This window comes from Shewanella basaltis, from assembly GCF_023283885.1.
Classification (GTDB): domain Bacteria; phylum Pseudomonadota; class Gammaproteobacteria; order Enterobacterales; family Shewanellaceae; genus Shewanella; species Shewanella basaltis.
On record NZ_JAKILA010000038.1, the window covers coordinates 1 to 15,421 of the forward strand.

Annotated in this window: 12 protein-coding genes and 1 rRNA gene; 4 read left to right on the plus strand and 9 right to left on the minus strand. The window is 41.2% G+C overall.

From position 1 onward, the window contains the following. Together L2703_RS18515 and gmhB are read right to left on the minus strand one after the other, a co-directional pair. A 16S ribosomal RNA gene (locus L2703_RS18515) occupies positions 1–100 on the minus strand; the annotation flags it as partial. Positions 101–521: 421 nt separating this feature from the next. Then, entirely contained in the window at positions 522–1,073 is a 552-nt protein-coding gene (gene gmhB / locus L2703_RS18520; RefSeq protein WP_283107961.1) for a D-glycero-beta-D-manno-heptose 1,7-bisphosphate 7-phosphatase, read from the minus strand. A 202-nt stretch (positions 1,074–1,275) separates the two neighbouring features. On the opposite strand from gmhB, the gene L2703_RS18525 reads away from it, so the two are divergent. Both L2703_RS18525 and L2703_RS18530 read left to right on the plus strand, forming a co-directional pair. Further along, entirely contained in the window at positions 1,276–1,950 is a 675-nt protein-coding gene (locus tag L2703_RS18525) for a GntR family transcriptional regulator (RefSeq protein WP_248972505.1), read from the plus strand. A 100-nt stretch (positions 1,951–2,050) separates the two neighbouring features. Further along, positions 2,051–3,133: a ketoacyl-ACP synthase III gene (locus L2703_RS18530; RefSeq protein ID WP_248972506.1), complete on the plus strand. Its 1,083-nt coding sequence runs from the start codon at positions 2,051–2,053 to the stop codon at positions 3,131–3,133. Positions 3,134–3,200: 67 nt separating this feature from the next. On the opposite strand, the gene L2703_RS18535 is transcribed toward L2703_RS18530, so the two are convergent. The 4 genes from L2703_RS18535 to L2703_RS18550 form a co-directional block, all read right to left on the minus strand. Further along, positions 3,201–3,890, minus strand: a complete 690-nt coding sequence (locus L2703_RS18535; RefSeq protein ID WP_248972507.1) for an exonuclease domain-containing protein — start codon at positions 3,888–3,890, stop codon at positions 3,201–3,203. Next, positions 3,890–5,737 (minus strand): DUF294 nucleotidyltransferase-like domain-containing protein, encoded by a 1,848-nt coding sequence (locus tag L2703_RS18540; RefSeq protein WP_248972508.1) that lies wholly within the window; start codon positions 5,735–5,737, stop codon positions 3,890–3,892. The genes L2703_RS18535 and L2703_RS18540 overlap by 1 nt, the downstream gene beginning before the upstream one ends. 128 nt (positions 5,738–5,865) lie before the next feature. Next, the gene (locus L2703_RS18545) at positions 5,866–7,584 is read right to left on the minus strand and encodes a sodium:solute symporter family protein (protein WP_248972509.1); all 1,719 of its coding nucleotides are present in this window, start codon (positions 7,582–7,584) and stop codon (positions 5,866–5,868) included. Between the two features lie 11 nt (positions 7,585–7,595). Then, entirely contained in the window at positions 7,596–7,862 is a 267-nt protein-coding gene (locus L2703_RS18550) for a DUF4212 domain-containing protein (protein WP_248972510.1), read from the minus strand. A 351-nt stretch (positions 7,863–8,213) separates the two neighbouring features. On the opposite strand from L2703_RS18550, the gene L2703_RS18555 reads away from it, so the two are divergent. Further along, on the plus strand, positions 8,214–10,379 hold the full coding sequence (locus tag L2703_RS18555; protein ID WP_248972511.1) for a diguanylate cyclase: 2,166 nt from the start codon (positions 8,214–8,216) through the stop codon (positions 10,377–10,379). 6 nt (positions 10,380–10,385) lie between these two features. On the opposite strand, the gene L2703_RS18560 is transcribed toward L2703_RS18555, so the two are convergent. Then, positions 10,386–11,849, minus strand: a complete 1,464-nt coding sequence (locus tag L2703_RS18560) for an alpha/beta hydrolase (protein WP_248972512.1) — start codon at positions 11,847–11,849, stop codon at positions 10,386–10,388. A 429-nt stretch (positions 11,850–12,278) separates the two neighbouring features. On the opposite strand from L2703_RS18560, the gene L2703_RS18565 reads away from it, so the two are divergent. Then, the gene (locus tag L2703_RS18565; protein WP_248972513.1) at positions 12,279–12,830 is read left to right on the plus strand and encodes a DUF6942 family protein; all 552 of its coding nucleotides are present in this window, start codon (positions 12,279–12,281) and stop codon (positions 12,828–12,830) included. Here the strand turns inward: L2703_RS18565 and nadE are convergent. Together nadE and L2703_RS18575 are read right to left on the minus strand one after the other, a co-directional pair. Continuing rightward, entirely contained in the window at positions 12,827–13,657 is an 831-nt protein-coding gene (gene nadE / locus L2703_RS18570) for an NAD(+) synthase (RefSeq protein ID WP_248972514.1), read from the minus strand. The two genes, L2703_RS18565 and nadE, sit on opposite strands and share 4 nt — an antisense overlap. 145 nt (positions 13,658–13,802) lie before the next feature. Continuing rightward, complete coding sequence (locus L2703_RS18575; protein ID WP_248972515.1) at positions 13,803–15,107, minus strand: inosine/guanosine kinase; 1,305 nt, start codon at positions 15,105–15,107, stop codon at positions 13,803–13,805. Positions 15,108–15,421: the final 314 nt, after the last annotated feature.

Below are 15,421 nucleotides of genomic sequence, written 5' to 3' on the forward strand. Positions count from 1 at the left end.
CGCCACCTCAGGAGTAAACTCCCTTGTGCTGCCGCTCGACTTGCATGTGTTAGGCCTGCCGCCAGCGTTCAATCTGAGCCATGATCAAACTCTTCAATTAAAGTTTTGTTGTTCGACTACGTCGAACGGCTCAATCAATTCTACTGTCATAATTCGCTTCGCTCAAAGAGCTTACGAATTATTCACTACATTGCTGTAGTGTCATATAACTATGAACATTCTCATCATTGAGTTAAATTTTTTGATTGCCTACATTCCGAAGAACAAGAAGACAATTTCGAATAACTCAATACCTGTGAATGTCCACACAGATTACTTGATAAATTGTTAAAGAGCGGACTTGGTAACTCGCGTTTGATGCTGTGTTCCGTGTCAGTGGTGCGCATTATAGGGGGCTAATTATTTTGTGCAACCCCTGCTTAGTGTTTTTTATGCTTTTACCGTTTGAGTGACCAGTTTTTAATCATAACGCTGTTTTAGCAATCAATCTTACTTAACGTGCTCAAACCATTTGTGATTTTTTACGCTTTTTTGATTGTTGCTGGCACATCTTTGATGCTATCAACAACAAATGATGCCTCTTTTATGCCCGCTTCATCCACCACTTTACCGCTTCTTACTAAAATCGTTAAATTGATACCTGCAGCTTTAGCGGCAAGCATGTCATCGGCTTTATCACCCACCATGACCGAATTCGTTAAATCTATTTTTAAAAACTTAGCGGCATCAATCAGCATACCCGGTTTAGGTTTGCGACAATTGCAATCTTGTTTGTATTCTCCAAGACCTTTTTCAGGATGATGTGGGCAATAATAGATCCCATCAAGCTCAATACCTTTGTCGGCAAAGTTCCAATCCATCCATTCGGTTAAATGATGGAAGTCATCTTCGCTGTACATACCTCGAGCAATACCAGATTGATTAGTGACGACAACTAGAAGGTAGCCCATTTCTTTTAGAGCCAAGCATGCTTCAAATACGCCTTCGATATATTCGAAGTCATCAACGCTATGGACATAGCCAGTGTCTTTGTTAATCACACCATCACGATCTAAAAATACAGCCTTCTTCAATCTAATCACTCCCCTTACTGAATACAATTAAGATTATCCCACTGACATCGATTTGGTGCCAGACAAACTCACAAATTTTACTCATTTAGCCATTTAGTCTGTTTTTATGATGTTAATCTGCATTTATGTATATGTTTCACTTTATAAAGCAGCAGCTAAGCGTTACCCTTGCTCGAAGAGATCCGCGATGAACACAAAATAAATGAGCAATATACCTCCTATTATTCATAAAACACGCACACAACTTGTTGTGGAAGCGCTCAGAGAACAAATACTTTCTGGTGACATTGAAGGTGGCGAACCGCTGAGACAGTCAGCCATTGCTGAGCAGTTAAATGTGAGTAGAATTCCAGTCCGTGAAGCATTAGTACAATTAGAAGCGGAAGGTTTAGTTAATTTTGAACCGCATAAAGGCGCTACAGCAACAAAACTGTCTGTTGAACAAGTTACTGAATTATTTGAGCTGCGAGCAATGATTGAGTCAGATTTACTGGCGAAAGCTATTCCTAACTTAACTGAACAAGACATTATTGATGCTGAATCAGTGCTGGTGCAATTAGAACTCGCATTTAAACTTAAAGAATCTGTGGCCAGCTGGAGTGAACTAAACACCCGGTTTCATACTCGTTTGTATGAAGCGGCAAACAGGCCCCATACTCTCGAAGTCGTAAATGGCTTAAACACTAATTGCGATCGCTATATCCGTTTACAATTACTGTTTACTGGTGGAATACCTACCGCTGAGCGCGAACACCGAATTTTACTTGAACTGTGTAAAAACCGTGATGTCCAAAAAGCAACCGAGTTACTGCGCCTACATATTTTGCATGCTGCAGATTCGATTACTAAGTTAGTAGAACAAAAAATTAAATCATAACAGCAGTGATAACATCAATAAAACCATAATGACATAAATGTTTTAACGTTATGTTATTGGTGTCCAAAGCTTGTTGTTAATCCATATTGAGAGACTTGCTATGCAGTATGCACACATTACCGGTTGGGGAAAATCAGTACCGACCGCCACACTGACTAATGACGATTTAGCCTCATTCATGGAAACAACAGATGAATGGATTAAAACCCGTACAGGGATCAGTAAGCGCAATATCAGTCATGTTAATACCTCTGAAATGGCCTCTGTCGCGGCCAAACATGCACTGGCTGCAGCCGGCATTGATGGCAGTGAATTGGATTTAATTATTTTAGCCACAGCCAGCCCTGACACCTTAATCCCAAACATTGCTTCAACGGTACAGGCCAATATTGGTGCAACATGTGGCGCTTTTGATATTAATGCCGCCTGCAGTGGTTTTTTGTATGGCGTCGGTTTGGCCAGCTCCATGATAAAAAGCGGCCAAAATAAAAAGATTCTTATCATTGGTGCTGAGCGCTTATCTTTTTATTTAGATTGGTCTCGCCGTGAAACCGCCGTATTGTTTGGGGATGGTGCAGGTGCAATTGTACTTGAGGCGAGCGACACGCCTGGTGGAATATTAGGTTATGAGTTAAACAACGATCCTGAAGGGCGCGATATTTTACAATCGAACTTTGGTACGCAAATGGACCGGTTTGATACTGACTCGCTTGATTTTTATATCCACATTAATGGCCAAGATGTTTTTAAACGTGCCATTCATGGGATGGGAAATTTAAGTCATACCGTACTCGAAAAATGTGGGATGGCTATTGATGATGTCGATTTTGTTATTCCACATCAAGCTAACGAGCGCATTATTGATACTTTAGTCAGCCGAATGAAAATTCCAAAAGAAAAAGCCTTTGTGAATATTGCCGATTATGGCAATACTTCTGCGGCAACGATTCCTATCGCAATTTGTGATGCGCTATCACAAGGTAAAATTGTCGCGGGTCAAACCATTTTATCCTGTGCGTTTGGCGCAGGGTTAACATCAGCTGCCATGTTATTAAAATGGGGTGAACGTACCACCCCAATCAATGTCAGTGACGCCGCTTTACCAGCATGTGACAAAACCGCATTACAATTAATAAAACCCGCTGTAGATTATTTTTTAAGTAAGTCTGACACCACAAAATAACGAATTATTTAGAGCAAAAACCAGTCTTAATTGACTGGTTTTGTTTTCACCACTCCCTATTACCAGTTCATCCCCTAACATCGATTAATGTATTTACCGTGAGTTTGTTAACATCCCCCATGGCGGCGACTTGTGCTAACAACAGTTCTGCACAAGATAGCGCATCAACAAGGGCATTATGGGCAGAATAAACGGGTAAATGATAACGGGCTCGACTGGCGCCTAATCTTAGCGAACCCTGCTGCAGAAAGTCTTGTTGTTGTAACCTTCGTTTTTTTTCAATTGCTAAAGTGTCGATAAATACCAGCGGAATAGCGTGTCCAAAGCAGCGGATCAATTGCTGTTGAATAAACTGAATGTCTAACGGCGCATGATGGGCCACGAGAATATGGCCTTTGGTTTGTAACAAAAACCATTGCATGGCTTCTGCCAACGTTAATGCACTCTGTAGTTGATTATCAACAATGCCGTGAACGGTGGCGCTTTGTCCGACACTGCCGTTAATGGCAATCATCAAATGTTGTGCTTTGGCTAAGGGAATTTCGCCATTAATTATTGGCACTAAACCAATGCTAATGACTTGATCACTCGTGGGATCCAACCCTGTCATTTCAAGATCGATAGCCATTAATGGTGCATCACTAAATGAACATGATAATGCTGGGGTAATTGCATTGACGTATTGCTGTAACGGCTCAGCAACCTTAGTCAATCTTGTGCGCCATAACAGCAGTGTTATCCACCAGAGTCTCGCCACTAAAAACTCCTTAAAAACTTCAATTTAATCCCCGCCTGTGCATCGTGCACCACTTTAAAAGCATCGCGCAGTTGATGGCGTAATAAAGAGGATAAATGATGGGGTTTTAAGAAATTATTGACAGGTAAATTATGAGTCACCTGATAACCTTGATTCGCCAAACGCATATGAGCAATAAATTCATGCGCATCTGCCAGGTTAAGCGCATCTTTACGATTAATGATATTAGCATCCATCAAGGCTCTGATCCTTTTAGCCGTGTTCACTTCTTTAATGCCTGCACTCAACGCATAAACTCGAGCGATATCATTAATCAGTGCACTGCCTTTATGTTTTAAATCCATGCCTTTAACTTCACTGCCATCGCGTTCAAGGACAAATTTTCTGAAAAATCCTAATGGTGGAGATTCGGTTAATGAGTTACCTGCCATACCGGCCAGAAAAATATCGTTATCTTTTGTTGATGCAAGGACGTCATCTTGTAACTCATTAAACAAACTCATTGGGCCAAACACTGGGCGCATATCAAAAAAAATACTGGCATGCATTAAAGCTTTAGGCTCTGGTGTAACAACCCAACGCTTAAATAACGCCTTCCATTGATTCAAGGGCAAACGCCATTTCGGGTTTTGCGCCATGATATCGCCAGGGCAATACACATAACCACATTGATCAAGCCCTTTGCATACCGCTTTGGTTAAGGTGTCAAAATATGCCGCAGCAAACTCGTCTGGTTCGTGTGCCAGTAATAAACCATTGTCTTGATCAGAACAGGCCACTTGGTCTTGCCGCCCTTGCGAGCCAAAAGCGAGCCAACAAAATGCCATCGGCGCTTGACCTAATATTTGCTGGTTTAATTCAATTAAACGTCTCGTCAAAGCGTCAGTTACCGACGTCAACACACGGCCAATCTCTTCTGCTCTTGCATCTGCGCTAATCAAGTTTTGCAACAGTAACGGAATTTGTTTACTGACTTGAATAAGACTGTCAATGTTTGCTTGACGACCAATTTCGCCAATTAAAAAGAGTGGTTGAGAGCGCTGAGCACGCAAAATATCTGTGCTGGTTATCATACCAATCACTTGGCAACCATCGACCACAGGTAAATGATGGATATTATGCTCACTCATGGTTAACATGGTTTCAAATACTAGGGCATTGGCATGAGTTGTGATGGGGTTGACCGTCATGGCTTGGGTCACTAATGTCGTGGTATCTAACCCCTCTGCTATCACACGGTTACGTAAGTCTCGATCAGTTAAAATACCCTTGAGCTTATGATTATCAATCACTAATACTGATGAGACTCTATGCTCACGCATTATTTTAGCAGCATCAATCACACTGGCATGCGCTTGCACAATAATCGGATTTGCACACATTATTGCCGTGATACGACTGGTTGTTGTCAGATCCTTGGCCTTAAATCGTCCTTCATTACGCAAGCGTTTAGCAAACGCCCTAGTAAAAAACTGATCAAAACTGCGTTGTTCTGCACGCAATTGAACAAAAATAGCCTGGGGTAAATGATAAACTAAGCCATCTTCTAAGATAGCCACTTTATTAACGACTTTCTCACCCGACAATAGTGTAGAAAACCCAAAGCATTCGCCTTCTGCCACTCGATCGACTAACACACCTTCAGGATCGCGTACTTCAAACGCCCCACTACGAACGATATACAATTTAGGATTTTCTTTATTAAACTCGACAAAACCAGAGGCTTTACTGTAATACCCTACGGTGATGTTTTTAGCACAGTGACTAATCACCTCAGCAGGTAATGAATCAAACGGAGAGTGTGCCGCTAAAAACTGTTCGACAGGTTGTAACTCACTTGCATCCATATCTTTTCCATATTGAATACATCGATAAAACACTATATCAAAGGCTGCTATATTGCCGCTATAGGACTTAAGCCCAACAAAAAGAGCGCCGAAGCGCTCTTTAACATTAGTTCAATTTCCTGTGATTATTAGTGATCGTGTGCTTCGCCAGCCCCTTTCGGGAAACGAATAGACTCAACCATTGCAACCACATCATCAGGAATTTTTGTGGTCACTTTACTCACAGCAAATGCCACAGCAAAGTTAACAAACATACCCATCATACCAATGCCTTCTGGGGAAATACCAAAGAACCAGTTTTCAGATACGTTAGCCGCCGGATTAATAAATTTAAAGTAAGCAATATAACTTGCCGTAAACAATAACCCCACCACCATACCGGCAATGGCACCTTCTTTATTCATGGTTTTAGAGAAGATCCCCATGATAATTGCAGGGAACAATGATGCCGCCGCTAAACCAAATGCAATCGCAACCACCGCAGCCACAAAGCCTGGCGGATTAATACCAAAGTAACCAGCCATTACCACACCTAATGCCGCCGCAATACGGGCGTACATCAACTCTTTTTGATCAGAGATATCAGGCATTAAGTTTTTCTTGAGTAAATCGTGCGATACCGATGTTGAGATAACCAATAACAAACCCGCAGAAGTCGATAATGCCGCCGCTAAACCACCAGCTGCAACTAGGGCAATAACCCAAGCTGGAAGCGATGCAATTTCAGGCGTGGCGAGAACGATAATGTCACGGTCAATATTCATCTCATTTTTTTCACCATTAGTGTAAAAAATGTTACCGTCATTATTTTTATCTTCCCAGGTAATTAGGCCTGTTTTTTCCCAGTTTTTTATCCATGATGGTGCAGTTTCATAAGGTACACCCGTTGAATCAGGACCGTTAATGGTCTCAATCATGTTTACGCGTGAAAAAGCTGAAAGCGCAGGAATAGTAGTGTACATAATTGCAATAAATACTAATGCCCAACCTGCTGATACACGCGCATCTTTCACTTTAGGTACCGTAAAGAAGCGTACAATCACATGGGGTAAACCTGCTGTACCAAACATTAATGCACCAGTGATAAAGAACACATCAATCATGTCTTTAGATCCTTCAGTGTATTGGGAAAAACCCAGCTCGGCAGATAAACCATCAAGTTTATCGAGTAAGTACACCCCAGTGCCGTTACCCGCAGCATCAATTAGTTCAGCTCCAAAACCAATTTGCGGTAAAATATGACCTGTCATCATCACCGAAATAAAGATTGCAGGCACCATGAAGGCAAAAATCAACACACAATATTGCGCAACCTGCGTGTAGGTAATCCCTTTCATGCCACCTAATACTGCATAAAAGAACACCACCGCCATACCAATGTACACGCCCGTTTCGACTTCGACCTCTAAGAAGCGAGAGAACACCACGCCGACACCACGCATTTGGCCCGCAATATAAGTAAAACAAATAAAGATGGCGCAGATTACCGCAACGGTACGAGCCGTTTGCGAATAATAGCGATCACCAATAAAGTCTGGCACGGTAAACTTACCAAACTTACGTAGATAAGGCGCCATACATAACGCAAGTAATACATAACCGCCAGTCCAGCCCATTAAATAGACTGAACCGTCATACCCAACAAATGACACAATACCTGCAAGTGAAATAAACGATGCCGCAGACATCCAGTCTGCCGCCGTTGCCATGCCGTTCATCACAGGGTGAACACCGCCACCAGCAACATAAAACTCTTTAGTTGAACCTGCACGAGACCAAATGGCGATCCCGATGTACAGCGCAAAAGTGGCGCCGACAATTAAATAAGTGAGTGTTTGTACATCCATCGTAGTGCCCCTTAGTCTTCCTGAACATTGTATTTTTTGTCTAATGCATTAGCTTTCGCTACATAAACAAAAATCAGCGCCACGAATACATACATTGCACCCTGCTGCGCAAACCAAAACCCCAGTTTGAATCCCATAAAGGTGAATTCGTTTAATATATCAACTAATAAAATACCGCAGCCAAAAGACACTGCAGCCCAAATTGCAAGCAAACTAAGTACTAAACGTAAATTCTCACGCCAGTAACCCGCTGCCTTATCGTTATTTTCAAAACTCATTGCGACTCCCCTATGCTAGTTTTTGTAAAGTCATAGTTAATCTAGCAACTCAGGACCACACCACAATCAAGACCTTAGTCGTATTTGGTTTTAACATCTGGCCAACAAACAACAAAAGAACTTATAATTCAGCCACTTAATAAGTATCCCCTGATGTTTTCATGCGCTATTATTCAGCGGAGTTAGACCAAGGTCGAACAAAAAATGTGGCAATAACAGATAGGTAATAGATGTTTTTATGGTTAATCCACAAAATTAATTCTTGTATTTACATTGAAATATGACGAATTTCTTGAGATAAGTATTGAATAGCACAAAGATTTTTTTAATAAAATCAATAAGGATATATTTTTGAAGTTTCCTGTGATTAACAAACAACACTTATTGTTTTCAATTATCCTTGGCATAGTGGGTTTATTAATCAACTGCTATCCCATCCAGTTTTTTGCCAATGTACAATTTGTATTAGGCAACACAGCCACCGTTATCGCAGCAGTGTTAATGGGGCCTTGGTATGCATTGTTAACGGCAATGTTTGCATCAACCGGTTTAATGATTAACTGGGACAGTCCACACGTTTATTTATTTTTTGGACTCGAAGCCCTTTTTTTAGGATTTGCCAGACGTCGTGATATTTATGCCTTGTATGCTGATGCCATATATTGGTTGGTGATTGGCGTGCCGCTAGTGTACCTGTATGTAACATTTATTATGGACATCCCCTCGTCTCATCTAGGCTTTATTATTGCAAAACAAGGGGTAAATGGGCTTGTTTATACCAGTTTGGCCTCGCTTCTCATTTTAGCAATTCCCAAATTATGGTTCTTTAAAGATAAAGTTAAAGATCGCCAACGTCGGATGCTAAGTTCGCAATTGACGTACTTTTTTACCCTGATGGTGACACTAACGTTACTTTTTTCGGCACTTATATTTAATTATTACTTTTTAGAACGTCAGCAAACGATGTTGAAACAAAACATCAATGACGCGGTTTCTCACCTGGCGACGTCAGCACAAAACTACATTTCTAGCCATAAAACGGTCATTGCCAATGCCGCAAATCAGCTGACCATTGCCGCTGATGACCCATTACAATGGCAAGCTATATTGACTAATTTGCATAAAAGCTATCCTGGCTTTATTAGTATGTTGATTGCCAACCCGCAAGCTCAAATCATTGCTGCCAGTCCTCAATCTCGTTTACTGTCACAAAATAAAGCGCACAGCGTAAATATTAAGGACAGAGATTACTTTATCGAATCGTTTTACAACCACAGATTATTTGTGTCATCGGTATTTCAGGGCAGAGGGTTTGGCGACGATTATATTATTGCAATGAGTGCACCTTTTTATACCGATGAACAAAAAAGGACAACAGCGGGGGTGATTGAAGGCTCACTGGATTTAAATCATTTTTCACATATTGATCAACATGGCGAGTACACAAGCGATGAATACGTGGTGATGGTTGATGAACAAAATCAAATAATTTATGCCTCAGAAAAACTCGGTTTAAGCTCGTTAGCACCATTTGATTTTGTGGTTAATGATGGGGTTTACCGTACAAGCCTTGAACTGCTAAATATCGAAAAACCTAACTCCATCGTGCCTGAATATATCTATGCTCACCAAACGTTAGACAACGGCTGGACAGTGTATATTTTAAAAGAATTCTCTCCGTTACTTAAATTAGCTGAAGAGCAAATGTTCAACAGCTTTTTAATGTTATTAATTTCTATTGTGTGTACATTCTATATTTCAAAAAAACTAAGTGCGTTACTGACGGTGCCACTAGAAGCTGTAGCAAGCCAGTTTAGCCCTTCATCACTAGACTCCAACAAGTCCTCCAGCATTGATGAAAACTCACCTAAAGAGGTTTTTAGCTTATACCAACGCTTAGTGGCGACCAAACAACAACTCATTGATCATCAAATTGAATTAGAAGACATGGTTGCAAAGCGAACAGAAGAGCTAGAAAAAGCCAACCGTAAACTTAAAGAATTGGTTGATAGAGATCCATTAACAGGTTTGTACAACCGCCGCTATGCAGAACGTAAATTTACTGACTTATTAGATTTTTGCCTTCGTAGCGACCAAAACATCACAGTCGCATTACTCGATTTAGACTTGTTTAAACGCATTAATGATAACTATGGACATCTTGCCGGTGATGAATGCTTGCGTATCTTTGCGCAATTACTGCAAAAGTACTTTAAACGAGACATCGATATTATTGCCCGCTACGGTGGAGAAGAGTTTTTATTAATATTGCCACTCACAAATGATCTCCACATAGAACATCATTTAAATAGTTTCAGAGAAGCCTTAGCGGTGTTCGATATTATCTCTCCTGAGGACCAAAAATCGTTTAATGTGACTGTCAGTATCGGGGCCATTTCAGCAAGTGCAAAATATGCTGATGAATTAGATAAATGGATAAAAATCGCAGACGATAACCTCTACCAAGCAAAACAACATGGTAGAAATAAAACCATTATCCATATTATCAACGAATAACGCGGCCTACATTGATGGGCGATGTTGAGTAAACTCGTCCATTCTGCTCATCATATACGGGTAAAACGGATTCCATTTTTGGCGCAGCATGTCTGCCGCAGTCACACTTAACACCCCTCGTTCACCTTGGTATATGCCGCGGCCAATTTGTATTTTGTCACTCTCTTCACTGACCAATGGGCCATACAAGGTATCCTCAACCGGAAAAGGCAACGCCAAATGAGATAATGAATACACATCTCGTGGCCAGCTTAATGCCAAGGTTTGTGTGTCAGCAAACTGATCTGTATTTACCAGTTCACGCACTTGTACAACATCCGCTTGCTGTGGATCATTTTCGAGTAAACTTAAACGATAAGGTAATGGTGTTGTTAGCCAAAAAGGCGCAAAGGGATTAAGTGGATCGTTTAACATTAATTGATTAAGGCTGTGTTTGCGATTGACATCAAATAACACCAATTGATGACCTTTAGATGCTGGCAAATGTTGATAGAGACGTTCCACTACAGACAACGACGATACTGTGTCATCAACCACGGATTGAAAGGTCAATATTGGTGGGATTTTATCATATTGTTGACGCGTCAGATTTGACAATAACGCTTGGTTTCGTAGGGTTAAACGATAAACCACATCCCCCGCATTGACCGCAAAAGATTGGTACCTAAATGGATCATATTCAGTTTGAATACTATTCCAGTAGAGTTTGTCTTGCCCTAATAACCGGCCTAATTTAGCTTGCCAATATGCCCCCGCAGCAATGGGGTCAAGGCCAACAGCTGGAGATAAAAATATCATGCCGGCAAAGTGTTGCGGCTTATTGAGGCTAATATTTTCCAGTTCGTGATTTAATGCTAAAGCAGCTCCCGTAGAGAACCCTGCCACATAAATAGGTTTACCGGGTAGCTTGTCAGCCAAATGTGCTGAAGCAAGAGACACCGCACCCGCTAAATCGGACCAGGTGATGTTTGTCAGCCCAGAAGGTATTGTGCCATGACCAGGTAACCTTAAGCCGATAATATGTGCTTGATGCTGATAATGTTCGGCAATATGTTTGATGACATATGGCGAATCCGACATACCATGAAGCAAGAGTAAACCAAATTCAGCCTGCGGGTTTTTCCACTCAAAAGAGCGATTCCAATTTTGTTGCCATAAGGCGGGATCAGACAAACTGTGACGTTCGTAACGATTAAGTGGCGAGGCGACTTTAGGCTGATATTTTCGGTAAATTTTACGATCAACTTCAGCAAATAATTTATCTTCTAATGCTAAGTATTGCTCAAAATTAGCTAACCCAGACTGCTGATGATAGTCATTGCTCAAGTATGTTGTATGCCACAAAGACAAATCAGGCCTATCATTTAACAACCACACCGCCACAAACAAAATGGCAACGGCAATACCTATTGCACCATAAAACGCGGCAAACAACAGGTGTTTTGTCGACCCAATAACAATGGCACGCATACTCAACCTTATATGATTACACTCAAAAACATTCATTTATGTTGCTGTAGTCACAACCCCAAAAGCGATCGACATCTAAAAAGAGACACTGACGACATTACGCTCGTTAACAGGTTACGCTACTTCACTAACTCAGTTGGCCAATTAACCTCAGCTCTGGATAACAAACGCCTTTCAAGCAGTCCTTTGCCTTCCTCACTGCGTTGAATTAACTTGCAATAGGCTAGCTATTGACGCGTTAATTCGCCTTGTTAGCAAAACAAATCACAAGCTTGACAGTGGATTTTAGTCAATCTATTGATTTATATCGTTATCAATACATCTCTTATCCAGAGTTGAGGTTATTTAGGTTTATCACCAAGATGATTTTGGCTTACTTTAGCATTAAACTAACAAAAACATGTAAACAGGCTTAACCGCAGGAGAAATATGCACAGCAACTTGGTAATGGGTTCAGACACAGCAGAGCTTATTTTTTATCTACCGACTCCACCTAAACTGCCAGAAAACTGGCAAGCAACGCACGCGGATGCTATTTCACAATTAATTGATTTAAATGGTAATCATTGGCGTAAAATTGTGACTATTATGGCCAAAATATGCTGTTTAGACATAAGTGTAAATCATACCACCGCGTGGAAAACCGTCAGAGAGCAGCTTTTTTTTGATGCCAAACACGCTGTTAGCACCGGTGCATATCGTCCTTCTGTCCCCAGATTAACCTGCCAAATTCAAATTGTGACCGCCAATATCGCTCCAGTGACGCTGTCTTCGGGCCAATGGCATATTGTGTGTGGCAAAGAAACGCAACAACGTTTGGGGCTTAACACTCATCTAGGCAAAGCGATCGACAGCGACCATAAAATAACGCACCAGCAAACATGTTTACTGACGCCCTATTTAGATTACAGACAATATTCAAACGCCCTAATAGAACTCACTAAGCAGACACTTAGTCGGGTCGGTTCACTCACTAATTAATCATAGATGGTTGGAATAGGTTGACGCTTATGCTGAGTCCGTTTGTAAATCCCAACCAGCTTATCTTCAACCGACTTCGACACTTCTTTGCCTTCTAAAAAGTCATCAATTTGGTCATAGGTTAAACCTAAAGCCACTTCATCTTCTAATTGCGGTTTATTGTCTTCTAAATCTGCCGTTGGCGCTTTGTTTACCAGTATCTCAGGCGCACCCAAAAAGGCCGCTAATTTACGTACTTGGCGTTTGTTTAAACCAAATAGTGGGGCTAAATCACAAGCGCCATCACCAAATTTAGTATAAAAACCTGTGATGTTTTCTGCACTGTGATCGGTTCCGACAACCAAACCGTTAACCATGCCCGCAATATTATACTGGGCCACCATCCGCATTCTAGCTTTTACATTTCCTTTGATAAAATCAACTTTGCTTTCATCAGGTAAGGCAATGTTGGCGTCGACTAAACCAGCCAAAGTAGCATGGTGGACACCTAACACACCATCGGCAATATTTACCGTCACTTGTTTAGACGGTTTAATAAATTGACATGCTAATTGCGCCTCATCTTCATCTTTTTGAATTTGATACGGTAAACGCACAGCAATAAACTGATAACAAAACTCACTCTGCTCGCTGTTTAAGCTATCAACGGCTAACTGACACAAACGACCAGCAAGAGAAGAATCGACACCACCACTAATGCCCAACACTAAACTAAAGGTATGGGACTCTTTTAGTTTTGCTTTAATAAATGCAACTCGGCGCTGAACTTCAAACTCAGGCTCGATAGCCTTAAGTACATGCATCTCTCTTAAGATTTGTCCTTTCACATGACGCTCCTGATTGCTGATTTTTGAAAGCTGATATTTTATGCGGTACAGGTAATTGTACCTGAGCTGTGACTATTCTATTAAATTCCAGGCAAAAAAAAACGATAATGATGGTTCATTATCGTTTTTTTTACTTAACGGGTTGTTATCGTTCCCAATAAGATTCTTCTAAACTGTCTTCACGCTCTGGTAAACCTCGAGATAAACGAGGACTATGCTGAGCCAATACTTCATAGGCCACGCGGTTGGCGTATTTACATACCTGTGAAAATGACGAATAACATAGGCCATCACGCTTATGCTTACTAGAACCTGGCACATTGGCTTTGTGGAAGGTATTAGCGGCCAAATCATGAAGTAAAGCCGATAAGGCTCCATCTCCTGCCCCGTTAGTATTACGTATAAGCTCAGGCCCACCCATGTAAGGTGAAATATGGGCATACACCTTGATAGGCGTTTCACAGTCTGCTTTTAACATAGGACGTGAAAACTCATAGCGATTAAACTCAGGAATAGCACCAGGCAGTAACAAGTGGCTTGTTTCACGTTTGGCGCTGTCTTCAGCGTAACCGGCGGTGTAAAGGCCGATTGGGCCAGCCGTTGTCAATACCATGTCGCACCATTCAAGTGCTGCTTCGCTGGCAAGTAAAGGATCTTTAAACCCGGTTAGCGCTTCACCTTCATCTTCGTTCATGGCCAAAATAGTCACATGATCACGAATAAAATTTTGCCACCAAGTCGGATCTTCCTGAATTAAGAATCGCGTACCTAATGTCAGTACAACAGGCACGTCTGCCGCTTTAGCATATTCAATCGCCGTCATAGCTGCATCTGTAATGCCATCACCGTCACTGGCTCTCATCAAATAGGCGGTTAACACCAGTGCAGAACTTCCTTGAACCACGTCTTTATTAATATACTCAGGGGTTAGCTTGTCCATAGCGCCTTTGCTGATGGCAAAAGTACGCTCTCCGCAATCGGAAATAAGTGTAAAGCAACGACCTATAGGTCCGTCTACAGGCTGTAAGTAGTTTAAATCGACTTTAGAGGAGGTATTACATAAATAGCGGTAAGCATAACTGCCTACCATTACTTTTTGGCTCATGACCCCAAATAACACCGAACGGTCGTCGGCTAAAATAGAATAGTTGTGTACCGTATTTCCGATAGTACCACCGGCAAATTCATCACTGATCATATTATTTGATTTCAGCTCATTATATAAATCATGAGCTTGCTTATCATTAATCAGGGTTGAATTACCTTTTGGTAAACCATAACGAGCCAGTAATTCGTCTTCTACTTTTGCTTCGATATCAACAAGCGTTTGGTCGATACCACAAATATAAGTCGAAAAGGGTTGCGGCTGTTGAGTGAGTTGAGCCAATAATGGATCACGACTGTTTACAGGAAAATAGTGCTTTGACTTACGTTGTCCAGGAAACTTCATATAAGGCTCTCATAGCATAGCATCCATGCCAGTGTGATATTAATTGCCTGTGCGACATAACACGATAATTTGTCGCTCCAGCTAAAATGGCGGCAGATTCTATCATAAGTTAACAATAATTTTATATCACTTTTATCGCATTTCCAGCCATTATGTATTCAAACAATCTATACCTTTTGCCATACAGGCAAATGGGATAATAGCTAGGGCCTGTTGATCTTTGCTGGTTGAATTTTGTTCGAGTTAAAAACGTGTTAATCGAGGCGAATGGATTGTAGCCTAGTCACCTAAGCAACTCTTTATTTGTAAAGCAT